The organism is Streptomyces sp. T028 (assembly GCF_048159505.1).
Lineage (GTDB): Bacteria > Actinomycetota > Actinomycetes > Streptomycetales > Streptomycetaceae > Streptomyces.
Map to the genome: position 1 here is coordinate 1 of NZ_JBLRVZ010000065.1, position 18,800 is coordinate 18,800.

Annotated in this window: 11 protein-coding genes and 1 pseudogene; 7 read left to right on the forward strand and 5 right to left on the reverse strand. The window is 70.2% G+C overall.

Translation table 11 applies throughout. The annotated features are described in order from the left end of the window. Positions 1-363: 363 nt before the first annotated feature. A pseudogene (locus ACLZN2_RS45245) lies at positions 364-654 on the forward strand (PIN domain-containing protein); the annotation flags it as partial. A gap of 11 nt (positions 655-665) precedes the next feature. On the opposite strand, the gene ACLZN2_RS45250 reads toward ACLZN2_RS45245, so the two are convergent. After that, positions 666-1,208, reverse strand: coding sequence for a DUF4232 domain-containing protein (locus ACLZN2_RS45250; protein ID WP_416985764.1), 543 nt, complete (start codon positions 1,206-1,208; stop codon positions 666-668). A 279-nt stretch (positions 1,209-1,487) separates the two neighbouring features. On the opposite strand from ACLZN2_RS45250, the gene ACLZN2_RS45255 reads away from it, so the two are divergent. Further along, on the forward strand, positions 1,488-4,781 hold the full coding sequence (locus tag ACLZN2_RS45255; protein WP_416985766.1) for a family 78 glycoside hydrolase catalytic domain: 3,294 nt from the start codon (positions 1,488-1,490) through the stop codon (positions 4,779-4,781). A gap of 112 nt (positions 4,782-4,893) precedes the next feature. On the opposite strand, the gene ACLZN2_RS45260 is transcribed toward ACLZN2_RS45255, so the two are convergent. Further along, positions 4,894-8,079, reverse strand: coding sequence for a family 78 glycoside hydrolase catalytic domain (locus ACLZN2_RS45260; RefSeq protein WP_416985768.1), 3,186 nt, complete (start codon positions 8,077-8,079; stop codon positions 4,894-4,896). A gap of 230 nt (positions 8,080-8,309) precedes the next feature. Continuing rightward, positions 8,310-9,566, reverse strand: a complete 1,257-nt coding sequence (locus ACLZN2_RS45265; protein WP_416985770.1) for a helix-turn-helix domain-containing protein — start codon at positions 9,564-9,566, stop codon at positions 8,310-8,312. Positions 9,567-9,724: 158 nt separating this feature from the next. On the opposite strand from ACLZN2_RS45265, the gene ACLZN2_RS45270 reads away from it, so the two are divergent. The 3 genes from ACLZN2_RS45270 (at position 9,725) to ACLZN2_RS45280 (ending at position 14,533) form a co-directional block, all read left to right on the forward strand. Further along, on the forward strand, positions 9,725-11,221 hold the full coding sequence (locus ACLZN2_RS45270) for a class I adenylate-forming enzyme family protein (RefSeq protein WP_416985772.1): 1,497 nt from the start codon (positions 9,725-9,727) through the stop codon (positions 11,219-11,221). 124 nt (positions 11,222-11,345) lie between these two features. Then, positions 11,346-13,109 (forward strand): DUF3556 domain-containing protein, encoded by a 1,764-nt coding sequence (locus tag ACLZN2_RS45275; protein WP_416985774.1) that lies wholly within the window; start codon positions 11,346-11,348, stop codon positions 13,107-13,109. Continuing rightward, on the forward strand, positions 13,106-14,533 hold the full coding sequence (locus tag ACLZN2_RS45280) for a phytoene desaturase family protein (protein ID WP_416985776.1): 1,428 nt from the start codon (positions 13,106-13,108) through the stop codon (positions 14,531-14,533). The genes ACLZN2_RS45275 and ACLZN2_RS45280 overlap by 4 nt, the downstream gene beginning before the upstream one ends. A 31-nt stretch (positions 14,534-14,564) precedes the next feature. Here the strand turns inward: ACLZN2_RS45280 and ACLZN2_RS45285 are convergent, their stop codons facing one another. Next, complete coding sequence (locus tag ACLZN2_RS45285) at positions 14,565-14,924, reverse strand: CAP domain-containing protein (protein ID WP_416985777.1); 360 nt, start codon at positions 14,922-14,924, stop codon at positions 14,565-14,567. A 7-nt stretch (positions 14,925-14,931) separates the two neighbouring features. On the opposite strand from ACLZN2_RS45285, the gene ACLZN2_RS45290 reads away from it, so the two are divergent. Beyond that, the gene (locus ACLZN2_RS45290; protein ID WP_416985779.1) at positions 14,932-15,420 is read left to right on the forward strand and encodes a hypothetical protein; all 489 of its coding nucleotides are present in this window, start codon (positions 14,932-14,934) and stop codon (positions 15,418-15,420) included. Positions 15,421-15,813: 393 nt separating this feature from the next. Then, entirely contained in the window at positions 15,814-17,154 is a 1,341-nt protein-coding gene (locus tag ACLZN2_RS45295) for a cellulose binding domain-containing protein (protein WP_416985780.1), read from the forward strand. Between the two features lie 15 nt (positions 17,155-17,169). Here ACLZN2_RS45295 and ACLZN2_RS45300 read toward each other — a convergent pair whose 3' ends face one another. Continuing rightward, positions 17,170-18,381, reverse strand: a complete 1,212-nt coding sequence (locus ACLZN2_RS45300) for a hypothetical protein (RefSeq protein ID WP_416985782.1) — start codon at positions 18,379-18,381, stop codon at positions 17,170-17,172. Positions 18,382-18,800 lie beyond the last annotated feature (419 nt).

The window sequence follows — 18,800 nt, forward strand, 5'->3', positions numbered from 1 at the left end:
AGCGGCAGTCTCCGGCTCACCCGCCCCCCTTCCCTCACCCGTGGTGCTGTCATCCGATCAACGACACACCCCCGGAAAGGTCACGCATTCGATCTGCGCACGCACACACGACACCCATCCCGGACGCGCGACATGACGCGGACGGATGACACATCACTACGGATCCCTAAGAAAACACGTGAGCCTCTATCAGGACGTCGCGACCGGGACCCTCGTCGTCGTCGCGGTCGGCATAGACAAGGTCCTGCGCAGAGGCGGCACACGCTGAGGTGTAATCGGTGGCACCGTTGCCCGCCTGCGGGCGTCGGCGGAAGAGGGCGCCTTCGACCTCGACCTCTTCGAGGACAAGGGGAACTACCGCCGGTGAACGCCGAGCAGTACGGATGGGGCCAGGCGGCAGCAGCCGGACTCATCGCCGCCTGCCCCATCACCGAGCTGGAGTTCTTCCACAGCGCGCGTTCGGCCGCCGACCGCGTGCAAGGCATCGAAGACATGCGCCTGCTCTTCGGCCGGGTGCCGGTTGACGACCGTGCCTGACGGGTCCAGGAGGTCCTCACCCAGCGCGGACGGCACCGCAGCGCCGGGGCCGTCGACCTCGTGGTGGCCGCCACGGCCGAGTCGCGGGGACTGACGTTGCTGCACCGCGACCGGGACTGTCCGGTCGGTTACAGCCCGATCGGGTTGAGGTACGTACCCGGGCGGGTGGCGCCGTCCTGCTTGAGGATCTGGCCGCCGAACGGCCACTTCAGGGTGAAGTGCTTCGTCTCGTTCGGCGGGGTGACCAGGAACTTCGCCGGAACGAACTTCTCCTTCTTCGGCGTGGACTTCGCCACCGGGAGCAGGGTGATGCTGAAGTCCACCGTGTCGCCCTGCTCCAGGACCATCTTCTCGCCCTTCTTGGAGGAGCGCGCCAGTGACCAGGTGCCGTCGGTCTTCTGAGCGCCGATCATGTCGACACCGGCGAAGCCGGACAGGGTGCAGGTGCGCTTGCTCTTGTTGGTGAACCAGATGTACGCCTGCGTCTGCTTCTTGGCCCGCCCCATCTCCGGCTTCGCGTCGTCCCCCATGGCGAAGCCGGCCTTCAGGTCGGCGGTGTGGCAGCGGGTCGGCGCGGCCTTGGCGGGGGCGGCCGAGGCCGGGATGGCGGCAGCGGCAGTACCGGCGACGACGACGGCCGCAAGGGCCACGGCGGTCAGCTTGCTGTTCATGAAGTGTCGGGTTCCCCTCGCATACGAATCGGCGCGCGAGGTCGGGTGCGCGCCTGCACCCCTGAGGATGCGCAATGCCCGGGGGAGGTTCGGTGTGCCGGAGAACCTTTTGGATCAGGATTCCACCTCGCTCCGATCCCGTCACTCACCCGAATCACCCCTGTCACAAACCTTGTTGGGGCGGATCCGCGTACGTAGCATGCTCCGGCAAGAGAGCTTTTGAATCGTTTCAAGCGCTGACGGACATCGAGACATCGAGACATCGAGCGAGGAACGCGCATGAGCCAGAGCTGGAACCGAAGACTCTTCCTCAAGAGCACGACGGCGGGTGTGGGCGCCGGGGTCGCCGCGTTCTCCGCCGGACCGGCGGCGGCGGCCGACACGCCGGCGCGGGATCCGGAGGGCGACCGCGCCGGAGGAGCACTCCGCATCGAGCGCACGACCGTCGAGTACGCCGAGCGAGTCCTCGGCACCGGTGTCGAACGCCCCCGCCTCAGCTGGGAGTTGTCCGCTCCGGGGCGGGGCGCCAGGCAGAGCGCGTACCAGGTCCAGGTGGCCCTCGCCCCCGTGAGGTTCGCGGCCGAGCCGGTCTGGGACTCGGGGAAGGTGGCGTCCGACCGCAGCGTGGGCGTCCCCTACGGGGGACCCGAACTGCACCCCCGTACCCGCTACCACTGGCGGGTCCGGGTCTGGGACGGCGCCGGGCGGCCGTCCCGTTGGAGCGCGGTCCGGTGGTGGGAGACAACGTTGTCCGACGGCGACTGGCAGGCCCGCTGGATCGGCGCCGATCCGGCTCCGCAGCCGCCCTCCCTCTCCGGCGCCTCGTGGATCTGGTCGCCGGGTGCCACCGCCTCCGACGCCCCGGTGGGGCCGTGCTGGTTCCGGGCGGAGCTGCCTCTGCCCGGCGGCACGCGAGTGCGACGGGCCACGGTGGTCGCCACCGCCGACGACGACTTCACCCTCCATCTCGACGGCCGGGAGGTGCTGAACGCGCCGGAGCAGCAGGACGGCTGGCGCACCGGCCACGCGGCCGACGTCACCACGGCAACCGAGGAAGCCCGCGCCGCCGGCCGCCCGGTGGTGCTCGCCGCCCGCGCCACCAACCGCCCCGGCGCCTCCGTCAACCCCGGCGGCCTGTTGGTCCGGCTGGTCGTCGAGACGGAGGACGGCGGCCGGCAGGAGCTGGTCACCGGCTCCGGCTGGCGTGTTGCCGTGACCGAGCCCCAAGAAGGCTGGCAGCGCCCGGAGTTCGACGACGCGGCGTGGTCCGGAGCCGCCGTACTCGCCCCGTACGGGCAGGGACCCTGGGGCAGCGGGGTGAGCGTCGCCGTACCGGAGCAGCCCGCGCCACTCCTGCGCCGCGCCTTCACCGTACGGAAGCGGATCTCCCGGGCCCGCCTCCACATCAGCGGACTCGCCTACTACGAGGCCGAGATCAACGGCCGCCGGGTCGGCCGGCAGGTCCTCGACCCCGGCTTCACGGACTACGACGAGACCGTGCTGTACGCCGTCCATGACGTGACGGAGCTGCTGCGGCGCGGTGAGAACGCGATCGGCGTCACCCTCGGCCGCGGCTTCTTCGGCATGACCACCCCCAACGTCTGGAACTGGCACCGCCCGCCGTGGCACGGCGAGCCCCGTCTGCTGGCCCAGCTGGAGATCGACCACCCGGACGGCTCCCGCACCACCGTCGCCTCGGACGGCGAGTGGCGGATCACCGAGGGGCCGACCCTGTCCAACTCCCTCTACGCGGGCGAGACGTACGACGCGCGCCGGGCCCCGCACGGCTGGTCCCGCCCCGGCTTCGACGACAGCGCCTGGCGGACCGCGGGCGAGCAGCAGGCCCCCGGCGGCACGCTCAGGGCGCAGCCGCACGACCCGATCGAGATCATCGAGACCGTACGGCCCACGGAGATCTCCGAACTCCGCCCCGGGGTCTACGTGGTGGACATGGGCCGCACCATGGCGGGCTGGACCCGCCTCACCGTCCGCGGCGCCGAGTCGGGCACGCTCGTCCGCCTCGTGCACGGCGAGAAGCTGAAGGCCGACGGGAGTGTGCAGGCCGAGACCGGCCATGTCCCGGGGCGTTTCCAGACCGACGAATACCTCTGCGCGGGCGGCGGCGCGGACGAGACATGGGAGCCGAAGTTCTCGTACAAGGGCTTCCGTTACGTGGAGGTCCACGGCCTGCCCGCGCGCCCCGCCCCGGAGCAGGTGCTGGGGCGGCTGGTGCACACCCGCGTCGAGGAGGTCAGCTCGTTCGGCTGCTCGGAGCCGTTCTACGAGTGGCTGGACGGCGCCATGCGCCGCACGGTCCTCAACAACCTGCACGGCATCCCGACCGACACCCCCATGTACGAGAAGAACGGCTGGACCGGCGACGCCCAGCTCGGCACGCCCGTGATGGCGTACGCCTTCGGGGCGCACCGCTTCCTGTCCAAGTGGCTGGGCGATCTCGCCGACAGCCAGACCGGCGCGGGGCAGCTGCCGGTGATCGTCCCCAGCGGCGGCTGGGGTTACCAGGAGCTGGGCCCCTCCCCCGAGTGGACGACCGTCTACCCGTTCGTCGTCCGCGAGATGTACCGGACGTACGGGGACGAACGCGTCGCCCGCGAGCACTTCGCGGCGCTGACCCGGTACCTGGACTGGGAGCTGGCCAGGCTGCGGGACGGGCTGGCGGTGACGGCGCTCGGCGACTGGGTGGCGCCCGGCTACGAGATACCCCCGGAGGACACCCGGCTGACCGCGACCGCGTACCTCTACCGCGCCCTGCTGCACACGGCCGAACTGGGTGAACTGCTCGGTGACGGGGAGGGCGACGGCGACGTCGTGAAGCGGTACCGGGAGGCGGGCGAGAAGCTGAAGACCGCGTTCAACGAGGCGTTCCTCGGCCCGGAGGGCCACTACCGCACGGCGAAGGACCCCGGCTACCGGCAGAGCTCCAACGCGATCCCGCTGGCCTTCGGCATGGTGCCGCCCGGCGCCCGCGCCTCCGTCGTCGACAGCCTGGTCGCGGACATCGAGGCGCGCGGCAACCATCTCAACACCGGCTGCCTGGGCACGAGTGTGCTGCTGAAGGTGCTGTGCGCCCACGGCCACCCGGACGTCGCCCACGCCGTCGCGACCCAGCGCACCTATCCGAGCTGGGGATACTGGCAGGACAACGGCGCCGACACCATGTGGGAGATGTGGCCGCTGGACTCCCGCTCCCGCGACCACTACTTCCTGGGCACGGTCGCGCAGTGGCTGTACGAGAACGTGGCCGGCCTGCGCCCCGGGGACGCCGGCTACCGCACCTTCTCGGTCCGCCCCGACGCCCGTACGGGGGTCAGCTGGGCCCGTACGTCGATCCGTACGGTGCGGGGCGAGGCCGCCGTGTCCTGGTCGCGTCTCGACCGGGAACTGCGGCTGTCGGTGCGGGTGCCGGTGGGCTCCACGGCCGAGGTGCACGTGCCGGCGCGGACGCGTGCGCAGGTGGCCGCGCCGAAGGGTGCGGAGTTCCTGCGCGGCGATTCCGAGTTCGTCGTCTTCCGCGTCGGGCACGGCACGTGGGCCTTCACCGGCCCGGCGTGACCGAACCAGCGTGACCGGCCCGACGGTGTCGTTCGACTGCTGCACCGTCGTGGCTGGTCGCGCCCACGCGGCGGAGCCGCATATCGATACGGCCCCGCGCCCCTTCAGGGCGCTACAGCGTGACCGTCGTCGTACCCGAGCCGATCGGGCCGATGCGCAGCACTGTGCCGGTCAGGTCGGTGAACGAGGTCGGCTTGGCGGTGCCGCCGTCTTCCGGGGTGGCGGCGGTCACCCGGTAGGCCGTCGGGTCGGCGTCGCCGATCTCCAGTTCCAGGACGGCGCGGGTGTTGGGCGGCAGGGTCACCTTCAGAGAGTGGGCGTCGGCGGAGCGGCGGACGGAGACCGCGACCGGGCCGCGCAGGGACGGGACCGTGCCGTCGACCTCGGTGAGGGCGCCGGTCCTGGGCCGGATCCGGAACGTGGCCGCGCCCGCCTGCGTGACCTGCACGCCCAGCACATGCCTGGCCACGGCGTTGGCGGGGGCGGAGGCCCACGCGTGGGAGAGAGTCATGTTGGACTTCAGCGACGGATCCCAGGCCTCGGTGACGATGGTGGCCTTGAGGTCGTCCAGCATGTGCAGCCAGGAGTTGGTGGCCTTCGAGGTGAGCAGGGCGAGGGCGGCGTCGGACCGGCCGAGCCGGAAGAGCGCGTCGAGGAGGAACTGCGCCCCGTACACGCTCACCTTCACTCCGCCCGCGGCGAGCGTGTCACCGAGCCTGGCCAGTACGGCGTCGTCCAGGGCGTCGGCGACGCCGAGCGCCACCGGGAAGGCGGTGGCGTGCTGGGCGCTGTGGGTGGTGCCGGCGCCGTCGCGGAACGCGCCCGCCGAGCTGTCGAGCAGGGTGTCGCGCATGGCGGCGGAGAGGGTGTCGGCCCGGTCGCGCAGAGACGTGGCGTCGTCGGTCTTCCCCAGCGCGGTGGCGCACTTGGCGAGGGCGTCGAAGGCCGCGTACTGGAAGGCGTTCACCACGGTGTTGACGGCGGTGAAGACGTAGCCGTCACGGCTGGCGGCCGGCCAGTCCACCAGGTCGCCGAGGTTCTGGCTGGTGGAGCCGGGCGACTTGTGGACGAGGCCGTCGGAGCCGAGGTAGGAGGTGAGGTTCTTGGCGACGAGCAGGTCGTAGTCCTTGGCGAGCTGCCGGTCGTCTCCGGTGGCGAGGTAGTCCTCCCAGGCGGATATCGCGCACATCAGCCGGTACTCGGTGGGCCAGGTGCCCTGGCGTACCAGGTAGTCGTTGGACCAGCGGGCGAGCGCGTAGGAGCGCTGGACGCCGTACTCGGAGAGCTGGTTGATCAGGGCGTCGCCCTCGTAGGGGCCGCGCTCGCGGGTCGGGGTGTCGGTGTAGAGGTCGCCGCGGGTGGCTTCGATGGAGTAGCGGCACAGTTCCCAGACCCGGTCCAGGTCGGGGTCGGAGCTGCGGAAGGAGGTCTGGGAGTCGTCCCAGTCCAGCTTCCAGGCGCGGCCGGTGACGGTCGCCTCGGACAGGTCCAGGGAGGTGCGCAGCTCCGCCCAGCGGAAGCCGCGGTAGCCCCAGTGTTCGAAGCGCTGGGCGCCGTCGCGCAGGGTCCACACCTCGCGGTAGGTGTTGGTGGCGCGCAGCTGGTACTTGACGGTGCCGTCGGCGTTCAGTTCCTCGCCGAGGCGCACCTCGACGGTGTCGCCCGCGCTTCCGGTGACCTCCAGCGCCAGCCCGCCGACGATCTCCCGGCCCAGGTCCACCAGCCAGCGGCCGTCGGCCACCTTGGTGACCTTGGCCGGGGTGATGTCGTGCAGCCGTACCGGCTCGATCGGGGCGGGGACGAGGCCGTCGATGGCGGCGCGGGCGGCGGGTGCGGACCAGTCGCTGTCGTCGAAGCCGGGCCCGGTCCAGCCGACGGGCTCCTGGCGCAGATCCCAGTACTCCTGGGGAACGACGTAGTAGCTGCTGCCCGCGCTGCCCTTGGCCGGCAGCAGACCGGCCTGGCGGCGGGCCTTCCAGTCGCTGCCGGAGCCGATGGTGGCCCGGCTGCCGTCGGCGTACGTGACCTCCAGTTGCGCCAGGAACTTCTGTTGCGAGGTGGTGTGGCAGAGCGCGGCCAGCGCGTTGGCCCTGCCCGGGCGGAGCGTGTCGGTGATGTCGAAGGCCTGGTACGCCACTCCGCTGCCGGAGCGCACCGAGGCGTGGCCGACCTGGCTGCCGTTGCTCCACACCTTGGCCACGTACTGCCGGGCGGGCGTGGCGGAGGTGGCCGCGACGTAGAGCACGGCGGCGGCGATGTCCTTGCCGGCCAGGTCGTACTCGTGGCGGAGCAGGGCCCAGGTGTCGTCGGCGCCGTAGGAGGAGAGCGAGGAGGCGCCGGTCGGGAAGGTGAGCACGCCGTTCGCCACGGTGCCGGTGGAGAAGGTGCCCTTGTCGGAGGCGAAGTCGTCCTGCAGCAGGACCGTGCCGTCGGCGACGGTGAAGCGGACGCTGTCGTACGTCTGTGATTCGGTGGAGCCGTTGCGCAGGCCGACGTTGCCCGAGGTGTAGCGGGTGTGGGTGGTCGTGTCGACGGCGGTGCCGTTGACGGTGGTGGTGAAGGTGGAGCCGGACATGGTGACCGCGAAGTCCACCCACTCACCGGTGTTGACCGGGAAGGGCAGCGTGACCTCGCCGAGGACGGTGTAGGTCCCGTTCACGCACACGTGCTTGCGCAGCACCGCGGCGGTGCTGCCGGCGCGCAGCTGCCACATGTAGTTGTTGGCGGTGTTGGTGGCACGGAACCACAGTCCGGCGGCCACGGTGGTGATCTTCAGCCGGGTGGCGAAGGTGCCGTCGGTCATGACCGGCCCTGCCTGGACCCAGATGGGCTCGGCCTCCCACTCGTCCTCCACCGAGGTGGCCAGCAGCACCGGCTCCGACCAGGACGACCGCCCGCCCTTGTCCGGCCAGCTGCTGACCCGCCACCAGTAGGCGGTACGGGGCTTCAGCGCCGGTCCGTCGTAGGTCACGGCGGTGGACGCGGCGGAGTCCACCTTGCCGCTGTCCCAGAGCAACTGGTCGTCGTCGAACCCGTCGGGGGTGGCGGCGAGCTGCAGCTTGTACGCGCGCTGGACGGTGCCCGCGCCGAAGTCGGGGACCTGCCAGCTGAACCGCGGCTGCTTCCCGGCGGTGGTGCACAGCCCCTTAGGCAGCAGGTCGGTCCGCATCCCGGTCGGCGCGGGAGGCGCGCCCTCGCCCTGCACGGCGGCGACCGCGCGAGGACCGGTGAGGACGACGGAGGCGGCCACGGCGCCCCCCAGCTGAAGGAGTCTACGGCGCGACAGCGGTCTGGGCATGGGGCACCCTCGGGAGTGAAAGGTTTCAGTCAGAGTGCCCGGAGGCTAGAGGCAGGCGAAGAAAGCGGTCAACAGATGGGACGGAATTGACCAGAGTAATCTTGAAACGATTTAATCGCCCCCTTCGCACCTTGATGGGACCATGAACCCCAAGCCCTTCCCGAACATGGGGAGTTGATCCCGCCGACCACCCCCACCCGGGCCCTTGGGGCTTCCTCGCGCCGGTCTCATCACCTGACCCGGCGAGGTGGTGCGTCCGTTTCTCCGAGCCCGAGTTGTGCGCAGGCCAGCAGGGCCACCTCGGTGTCCAGGCGGTTGACGGTGAGGGGGTGGCCGAGGATCTCCTCGGCCTTGCGCACGCGGTAGTGCACGGTGTTCTTGTGGACGTGCATGCGGGCGGCGGCGTCGGTGAAACTGCCCTGTGCGTCGAGGAACACCTGCACGGTCCTGCGCAGGCGGGCCGTGGCGTCGTCGTCGCGCATGAGGTCCCCCAGGACGCGTCCGGCCCAGGCTCTGACATCGGCGAGGTGATCGACGAGGAGGCCGGCGAGCGCCACCTGTGAGTGGAGGACGAGGGCACGGTCGGGGTCGGCTCCGGTGTCGGCGACCGTGCGGGCCCGCTGCGCGTCCCGGAAGCTCTGCCGGAAGCCATCGAGTCCGGGCGACGGGTCGCCGACAGCGATCCGCAGGGCCGGGTGTCTGCGGAGTTCGCCGTCGATACGGGGGATGTCGAGGGTCGGTCCGGCGGTGGCCGAGATCCAGGCCCAGCACGTCCTCTCGTCCGCCGAGACCGTCAGGGGAACCTTGCCGGTGGCCGCGGACAGCATGGCCGTACCGGCGCGCAGGGACGCGTCCGGGTCGGGGGTTCCGGGCCGCGTCCAGATGATCGCGGCGAGGTGCCATCCGCGCAGGGACGTCGACAGCATCTTCTCGGCCGACGCGAGGTCGAGCCCGTCGGTGTCCAGCACGGCGCGGACCCGGGCGGCGCGGGCCGCGTCGGAACGGGCGTCCCACCGTCTGCGCTCGTCCTCGTAGATGTCGATGATGCCCTCGATGACCTGGTCGATGTACCGGTTCATCAGGAGCGCGATCCGGCTTGTCGCCGTCAGGGCCTCCTCGGTGGGCAGGTCGAGACCGCGCAGGGCGGTCACGGCCCGCTGCACGAACATGTGCTCGCCGAGTCGGTAGGCGCGCAGCAGTGCCTCCAGCGACAGGCCGTGCTGGGCGAAGCGGCGGGCGTATTCGGCCGCGGCCGGCGGGACGGTGATGTCGTCGGGGGAGATGTTCAGCGCCAGCATGTCGAGCATCGCGGCCAGGTTCGACGCGGTGCTGGCCACCATCAGCCGTCGTACGGCGTCGTCGTGGCGGAACTCGGGGATGACGTCGACGAACATCGAGGTCATCTCGGTCGTGAGGTTTTCGAGATCGGCCCGGGTCCTCTTGGCGACGTCCCGCACGATCACGTCGACGTTGACGTTGACGCTCATGGCCGGACCGTACCCGAGAGCCCGGCGTCCCGCCTTTGTGACGGCGGCACAAAACGGCCGGTGCGGGCTGGGACGCAGGCCCATGGTCGGCCGCGTGCCCCCTTGCCTACCTTTTCAGCCATCGCTTCGTCACAGCGCGACTCAATGGTGAGGAAATCGTGCAGCACATCGCCGAATTGCCGGACGTCCGGGCCGGTCGGAATCCCACCGGACCCTGTATCGCGGATGAACGGGAACAGCTGGACAATGACGCTTTTCTCAAGCGTGTCCGGTTCTCGGCGGACGTGCTCCGCGCTCACGGAACAGGCGCAGGCGACGTGGTCGCGGTCATTTTGCCGAACCGCCTGGAACTTGTCGTCATCCTTTTCGCGGCATGGCGGCTGGGTGCCGCGGTCACGCCGGTGAATCCGGGGCTCACCGAAACCGAGGCCCGCCATCAGATCGAGGATTCCGGGGCGAAGGTGGTGATCACCGACGGTGTCCACAGCGCCCTGGGCACGCTCGACGTGGCCACCGTGCTGAACCCGGCCGGTGTCCGTGACGCCGGCGTCACGGACACCGTCTCCCCCGTTTCCGTCTCTCTCGCTTCCGACGCCCTCGCCTCCGACGCCCTCGCGCTGATCATCTACACGAGCGGCACCACCGGGCGCCCGAAGGGCGTCATGCTCGACCACGCCAACATCGCCGCGATGTGCCGGATGATCATCGACGGTCTCGGGATGGACGAGAGCGATCACAGTCTGCTGGTCCTCCCCCTCTTCCACGTCAACGGGATCGTGGTGAGCGTGCTGTCGCCGCTGCTGGCGGGCGGGCGGACGACGATCGCCGGCCGGTTCGGCGCGTCGACGTTCTTCGCCTCGGTCGAGCGGGCCCGGCCGACCTACTTCTCGGCGGTACCGGCGATCTACGCCCTGCTGGTGTCACTGCCCGAGGAGGTGCGTCCGGACACCTCGTCGCTGCGCCGGGCGATCTGCGGTGCCGCGCCGATGCCCACCGAGCTGATCGCCCGGTTCGAGGACCGGTACGGCATACCGGTCGTCGAGGGCTACGGACTGTCCGAGGGCACCTGCGCCTCGACGCTGAACCCGCCCGCCGGCCCGCGCAGGCCCGGAACGGTCGGGCTCCCGCTGCCGGGTCAGACCGTCGCCGTGATGGACGCCGAGGGCAATCTCCTCGACGACGGTTCGGCGGGCGAGGTGGTCGTCCGCGGCCCGAACGTCATGCGCGGCTACCTCGGACTGCCGGACGAGACGGCCCGGACGGTCGTCGACGGCTGGCTGCACACCGGCGACGTCGGGCGCTTCGACGCGGACGGTTATCTCGTCCTGGTCGACCGGATCAAGGACATGATCATCCGGGGTGGGGAGAACCTCTACCCCAAGGAGATCGAGAACGTCCTCCACACCCACCCGGCGGTGCTGGAGGCGGCCGTGGTCGGCGCGCCCGACCCGGTGCTCGGTGAGGTGCCCGTCGCGTACGTCACGCTGCTGCCCGGCGCGGTGGCCACGGCCGAAGAGCTCGTCGAGCACTGCCGCGGCTCGCTGGCCCGCGTCAAGGTACCGGTGTCGGTCCTCGTCACCGAATCACTGCCGAGGAATCCGGTGGGGAAGATCGACAAACCGCGTCTGCGATCGTTCGGCGTGACGCCGACGTGACGCCGTAAGGCCATCCGGAAATTCCCTCGATCCCCACACGCCACCCGGCTGATTTCACATGAGTTCCGGGTGCGGATCAGTACGCCCAAAACCGGCCGGAACCGGTGCACGAAAGGCGAGAACCATGGGATTCAAAACAGGTGACTTCCCACCGGTCGACCAGGAGACGTTCCTGGAGAAGCCGCTCATGGAACGCGTGAGAACGCTGGCCCTGCACTGGGTGGAGTACGGATTCGGCACGCCGAAGATGATTCCGGCGACGTATGTCGTCAAGGTGCTCTTCCTGTACGTCCTCGCCGGGACGGCCCTGGCGACCTGGACCTCGCAGGCCGGCCCGTTCTGGGACGTCGCGGGCTGGTGGGACCAGCCGGCCGTCTATCAGAAGCTCGTGCTGTGGACGGTCCTCCTGGAGGCACTGGGCGTGGCCGGGTCCTGGGGTCCCATCGCGGGCAAGTTCAAGCCGATGACCGGCGGCGTCCTGTTCTGGGCCCGTCCCGGCACCATCCGGCTGCGACCCTGGAAGCGGGTGCCGTTCACCGGCGGCGACCGCCGTACGGCCCTGGACGTGGCGCTCTACCTGGCCTTCCTGGCGTCCTTGCTCACGGCGGTCGTGGTGCCCACGACAGGGCTGGTGAGCCCGGCGCTGCTGGTCGCGCCGATCGTTCTGTACGTCGTGTGCGGTCTGCGGGACAAGACGCTCTTCCTGGCCGCCCGGGGCGAGCAGTACCTGCCCGCGCTGGTGTTCTTCGCCGTCCTGCCGCTCACCGACATGATCATCGCGGCGAAGCTGCTGATCGTGGTGGTGTGGGTCGGCGCCGGAGTGTCCAAGTTCGGGCCGCACTTCACGAACGTGGTCGCGCCGATGCTCTCCAACAGCCCCTGCGTCCCGTCGAGGCGGATCAAGCGGCTGCACTACCGGGACTTCCCCCGGGACATCCGCCCGTCGAAGGCCGCGAGCCTCATGGCGCACGTCGGCGGCACGGCCGTGGAGATCGTCACCCCGCTGGTGCTGCTGTTCTCGACGAACCACTGGCTCACCCTCACCGCGGTGGCGCTGATGGTCGTCTTCCACTTCTTCATCGTCTCGACGTTCCCGCTGGCGGTGCCGCTGGAGTGGAACATCCTGTTCGCGTACCTGTCCGTCTTCCTGTTCCTCGGCCACCCCGCCCAGGACGGCTACGGCGTCGGCGACATGTCCTCGCCATGGCTGGCCGCGGGAATCACCGCCGCGCTGGTGTTCTTCCCCGTCCTCGGCAACCTGCGCCCCGACCTGGTGTCGTTCCTGCCCTCGATGCGGCAGTACGCGGGCAACTGGGCCTCCGCCCTGTGGGCCTTCGCACCGGGCGCGGAGGAGAAACTCAACTCCCTGCCGCACCGCCCGACGAGGAACCAGGTCGACCAGCTCCAGGCGATGGGCTACCCGCCGGCGGTCGCCGAGATCACCATGCAGCAGACGATCGCGTGGCGGTCGATGCACAGCCAGGGCCGCGGCCTGTTCTCGGTGCTGCTGAAGAACCTGCCCGATCTGGACCGGCGCACCGTGCGGGAGGCGGAGTTCGGCTGCAACTCACTGATCGGGTTCAACTTCGGCGACGGCCACCTGCACGACCTCGACCTCATCAACGCCGTACAGTCCCGGATCGGGTTCGCCCCCGGCGAGTGGATCACCGTCTGGGTGGAGTCGCAGCCCATCCACTGCGGAGTCCAGCACTACCAGGTCATCGACGCCGCGCTCGGTGTGATCGAGCGCGGCACCTGGAAGGTCGCCGACGCGGTCGCGGAGCAGCCGTGGCTGCCGAACGGCCCGATCCCGCTCGACGTCACCTGGACCCGCGCGCAGTCGTCCCCGGCACCGGCTCCGGCCGCCGTGGAAGACTTGACGGCGTGAGCACCGCGATCGTGGTCGGCGCAGGCCCCAACGGCCTGGCCGCCGCCATCGCCCTCGCCAGGGAGGGCGTGGCGGTCACGGTCCTCGAGGCGGCCGACGAGATCGGCGGCGGGACCCGGTCCGGCGAGGCGATCCTGCCCGGACTGCTGCACGACCACTGCTCGGCCGTGCACCCCATGGCCGTCGGCTCGTCGTTTCTGCGCGGGCTCGGTCTGGACCGGTACGGGCTGACCTGGCGGCTGCCCGAGATCGACTGCGTCCACCCGCTCGACGGCGGCACGGCCGGGGTGCTGCACCGCTCGGTCACCCGGACCGCCGCGGGCCTGGGCGCCGACGGCCGACGCTGGCGCCTGCTGTTCGACGGCCCGTCATCGTCGTACGACACCTTCGGCGACGACATCCTCGGCCCGCTGCTGCGCGTCCCCCGGCATCCCGTGCGCCTCGCCCGGTTCGGCATCCCCGCGCTGGCCCCCGCGTCGCTCCTGGCGCGGACGTTCGCGACCGAGGAGGCGCGAGCACTGTTCGGCGGGGCGGCGGCACACGCCTTCCAGCCCCTGCACCGGCCGCTCAGCGCCAGCATCGGGCTCGGCATCCTGACCGCCGGGCACCGGTACGGCTGGGCCGTCGCCGAGGGCGGGTCCCGGCGTATCACCGACGCGATGGCGGCGCTGCTGCTCGACCTCGGCGGGAAGATCGAGACCGGGGTCCGGGTGCGGTCGGCCGCGGACCTACCGCCCGCGGACGTGACGCTCTGGGACGTGGCGCCCACCGCGCTGGCCGACATCCTGGGCGACAGGCTGCCGCCCCGGGTCGCGCGGGCCTACCGGCGGTTCCGGCACGGCCCGGGGGCGTTCAAGGTCGACTTCGCCGTCGAGGGGGGCGTCCCCTGGACCGCCGAAGCGGCACGGCGGGCGGGGACGGTGCACGTCGGCGGCACCTTCGCCGAGGTCGCCGCGACCGAGCGCGAGATCCACGCCGGACGCATGCCCGAGCGGCCGTTCGTGCTGGTCGGACAGCAGTATCTGGCCGACCCGCAGCGGTCCGTCGGCACCGTGCACCCGGTGTGGACGTACGCCCATGTCCCGCATGGCTACCCCGGCGACGCCACGGAGGCGATCACCGCCCAGATCGAGCGGTTCGCCCCGGGCTTCCGGGACCGGATCGTCGGCACCGTCGTGCGCACGACGCCCGGATTCGCCGCGTACAACCCGAACTACGTCGGCGGCGACATCATGACCGGCGCCAAGGACATCCCCCAGTTGATCGCCGGACCACGACTCACCACGCAGCCCTACGACACCGGGCTGCCCGGTCACTATCTGTGCTCCGCGGCCACCCCGCCCGGCCCCGGCGCACACGGGATGTGCGGCGCCCACGCCGCCGCGCGAGCCCTGCGTCACCTCCGCGGGCCGACAGGCGCGTGAGCCGGAAATCGTCGCCTCCGCAAACGTACGGCTACGCGGCCGAGCCGAAGTCCTGGGTCCAGTAGTAGCCCGGCTGTGCCAGACCGATGCCGATCTCCTTGAAGCCGCAGTTGAGGATGTTGGCCTTGTGGCCGGAGCTGTTCATCCAGCCGTCCATGACGCTTTCGGGGCTGTTGTACCCGGCGGCGACGTTCTCGCCCGCCGACCTGAACTCGTACCCGACGCGGGAGAGACGGTCGGTCATGGACGAACCGTCGGAACCGGTGTGGGACATGTTCTTGTGGTCGGCCATGTCCTGGCTGTGGTCCTGAGCGGCCTTGGCGAGCTTGGCGTTCTCGGTCAGCGGGGAGCAACCGGCCTTCGCGCGTTCGGCGTTGACGAGAGCCAGCACACGGTCCGTGGGACCCGAGTCCGCGGTGCCGGCGGAGGCGCTGGGAGTACTGCCGCCACTCGTGGCCTTCGGGGAACTCGACGGCGAGGTGGTCGGGTCGGCGGCAGGCGTGGCGGTCGGGGTGCCGGCCGCCGAAGGCGACGCGCTCGGGGCGGCGCTGGACGGGGCCGCGCTCGGAGTGCCGGACGGAGCGGCGGTGGCGGAGGAGCCCGAAGCGGAAGCGGTCGCGGACGCGAAGGGGGATCGCGACGGCGTCGGGGCGGCCGTCGAACCCGACTTCCCCCATCCCCACCAGGGGAACGAGACGGTACGCCACCCTCCCGACCCACTACCGCTCGCCTGGGCCATCGAAGGAACGACCACGGCGCCCGCAGCCACCACGACGGCTGCGGCGCCGGCTATTTTCCGGCGCTTCGACTTCTGGCGATGCTTGGACATGCGTGGCCTCATTCAGGTAGTCCGGTATTCGGCAGCAAATTCGACTGCAAAGCGGTGACGCCTACCGCAACCCGTCGACGAGCCCGGTCAGTATGGGGATCTCCCGGCACGCCGGGCAATGAACTCCCTTGCTGTCACTGGGTACACGCTCCGTGACGCGACGTTCCTCGGATCCGGAACTCTTCACGTCCGCCCGGGCGCCCACACCCGCGCGTGACCAGGCCGAGAACGCTCTTTCGCAACCGCGATCGCCGGCCCGGAAGCCCGGCCGAATTACCCCTTTCGCGGCGACAGACTCCCCGTTGAGGCCTAAAAGAGCACAGTTATTACCTTCGGTAATGGGGTCAATCGACGCCATCGAGCCCAATTCCGGCGTGACGCACATCACTACAACCTGGAAGGCGTGGGCGGCGACTAGAGGGCAGTTCTTCACACGTTCCGGGAGCCACGCATGAGTTCGCGATCCTCCGTCGACCACCGTCGGCACCGACGTTTCCTGAGACCTCTTCCGGTCGCCCTCGCCGGCGTCCTGGTGGCGGGGGGTGTGGCGGCGGTGCCGCTGCTGGCGAACGGCGCGTCCGCCGCCGCGTGCAGCGTGTCGTACCAGGTCACCACTCAGTGGGGCGACGGCTTCGAGGGCGCCGTCGCCGTCACCGACAACAGGGGCAAGGCGCTCGACAGTTGGAAGCTGTCGTTCTCGTTCGGGGCCGGCCAGAAGGTCTCACGGGGCTGGAACGGCAAGTGGAAGCAGTCCGGGAAGAAGGTGACCGTCACCAACACCGCCACGAACGGCACACTGGCGGCGGGCGGTTCGGTGAGCGTCGGCTTCCTGGCGTCCTGGAAGGGGACCAACCCGGCGCCCACGTCGTTCAAGCTGAACGGGAAGAAGTGCGCCGTCACCGGTCCGGCGACCCCGACCCCCAGCGCCTCCGTCGGCGTGACGCCGACGTTCAGCGAGTCCGCGAGCCCCACGCCGACCGCCACAGCCACCTCGAAGGCGTCGGCGAGCGCGACCCCCACGCCCGAGGCGGTTGCCGACGAGTGGAACCCACCGTCCAACCTGGTGAAACCGCTGGACGAGGTCTGGAACCACGTCGAGTCGACCTACTCCGACCTGTACGGCTTCAAGAACTACGGCTGGGACCAGCTCATCGCCACCAAGGGCACGCTCAACTACTGCGTGCGCTGGGACTCCGACACCCCGGTGACCGCCACCACCCGTGACCGGATCCACACCACGCTCCAGACGCAGTTCAACAAGTGGATCCACGCCATGGTGGACGACGGCAAGGGCTTCAGCGCCTTCCCGTACACGGACGTCAAGGTCAACGTCGTCGGCTGGGCGGTCAAGGACCGCTCCACCCTCCAGTGGTCCGACGACTCCGTGAAGGTCTACGCCGGCGTGCTCGACGATTCGGGCGCGCCCCAGTGCGCCCCCGACTGCGGACGTTTCTTCCACCAGGACGGCGACTACTCCCAGTGCCCCGGCAAGGAGGCGGAGCACTACGACGAGTCGCTGTGGCTCACCAAGGGCTTCGAGGGCGGTGCCGGCGGAGACTGGGGTCAGCGTGTCGGCCAGGAGTACTTCGTGGGCGCCCTCGACCAGGAGGACATCCACATCTACCTGCACGAAGTGGGCCACACCTTCGGTCTGGACGACTTCTACGACTGGACCCCGACCGGCGTCTCCAACTTCATCATGAACGCCGGCAGCGCCACCGAGATCACGACGTTCGACCAGTGGATGCTGCGGGACTTCTGGCGCCACCTGAAGAACCGCTACGGCTACTAAGACTTGATCCGCAATTCACCAAAGGGTGAGCTGCGGACTGCACGCGGCGCGGGGACCGGGCGTTCCGGCGTGGTCGCGCACAAGGCGCGGCTCATCCGGGGTTGCTCGGTTCCGCTGTCCGGCGGTTCGGGGAGCAGAGGCACCACGTTGCCGTGGTACTGCCACGCGTCCCGCACCCCGAGGGGTGTTCGGGCTCGGTGTGGTTGACTCCCGCAGCGCTTCTTCCAGCGCTTGGGCATGGGTGATCTGGGCGTTCCTGGACGCGGTGGTGTCCAGGAACGCGGTCTTCGGGTCGTCCACGTTGTGGAAGCGGACGAACGCAGCGAGGGCGGCGCTCACGAGGTCGCGCTTGCCGACGAGGCCGCACGCGACGCACTTGTGCTCACGGTCCCGCAGCGTCTTGTGTACGTGCTCACCGCACATGCAGTGCTGCGACAGGGCCGTGGACCAGGTGGAGGCCCGCACCAACCGGCCCCCGGCGGCTTCGCACTCCACCTTGAGGGCGGAGATCAGCATTCCCGGCGTGGTCTGCGAGAGGCGCTTACCCCACAGCCGGTACCAGGTGCGGATGTCGCAGTCCTCGATCACGAGCACGGGGCCATGGGCGGCGATGACCTCCCGTGCCACCAGGCGGGCGCGGTGGCGGCGGTGCTCGGCGAGCGACGCGGCGGCTTCGGCCTGGCAGGCGCGCTGGTCGCGGTAGTTGGCGGACAGCCGGTCACGGCGGAACGCCTGCTTCGGCACCCCATCCGACCGGGCCGCACGGGCACCACCGGGCACGGTCACGGTCTTGGGCTCCAGGCCCTTGGCAGCGCGACGCTCGGCGCGGGCGGTCTGCTGCACGCCGTTCCATACCTCGTCAGTCATGTGCATGGTCAGGGCCTTGGAAGCGTGGTGCTTCAAGTGCCCGGCGTCTTCAAGGTGCTTGTACGCGCACCGCTCCAGGGCCTCACGTGAGAGGCCGAGGCGCTGCCGTACAGCCTTCGCGCCCTGCTCGTTCCGCTCGTGGAAGGCGGACCAGTAGGCATCGACCTTGGCGCGTGCGTCGCGCTGCACGGCCCGCTTGAGCGACCACATCGCCCCGAACAAGCCGTCGAGGCGGTGAAGGTCGGCGGGGTCGGTGACGGCGAGCGGCAGCACGATCACGGAAACCTGCCCGTCGTTGGGCTTCTTCCACTTCGGGGCCTTGTTCTTGCCCCGGAACTTCCGCGTCTGGGCAGCCTGCATCGCTCGTCACCTCCCGTCACTGAATTAGCTCACCTACGACACAGTAAGTGAGTAGTTCAGCTATGAAGCGCGGAGATCAACTGACCTCTTCTCAAACGGGAAGTAAGTGACCTAATGGCGGGGGTGGNNCCCCCCCCCCCCCCCCCACCCCCAGGGTGCTACTCGGCTGAGGAGGCGTCGGCGTCCGGCGTGGCCTCGGGCGGTGAACGCCGAGGCTTCCTCGCAAGAAACAGGTGGATACGCGCCAGGCGGGACGGCCTCCGGCGCTTCCCGGGGATGACCGGGGGACCCGCCACCAAGTCCTCCCCGTCGCACAGGAGTTGGCACCACGCCAGACCTCTTGCGCAGCGGTGTGCGCCGTGTCACGTACGAAATAGCCACCCAAGTTGCCCAGGTCACAGCGTAAATGTCCATTTGGC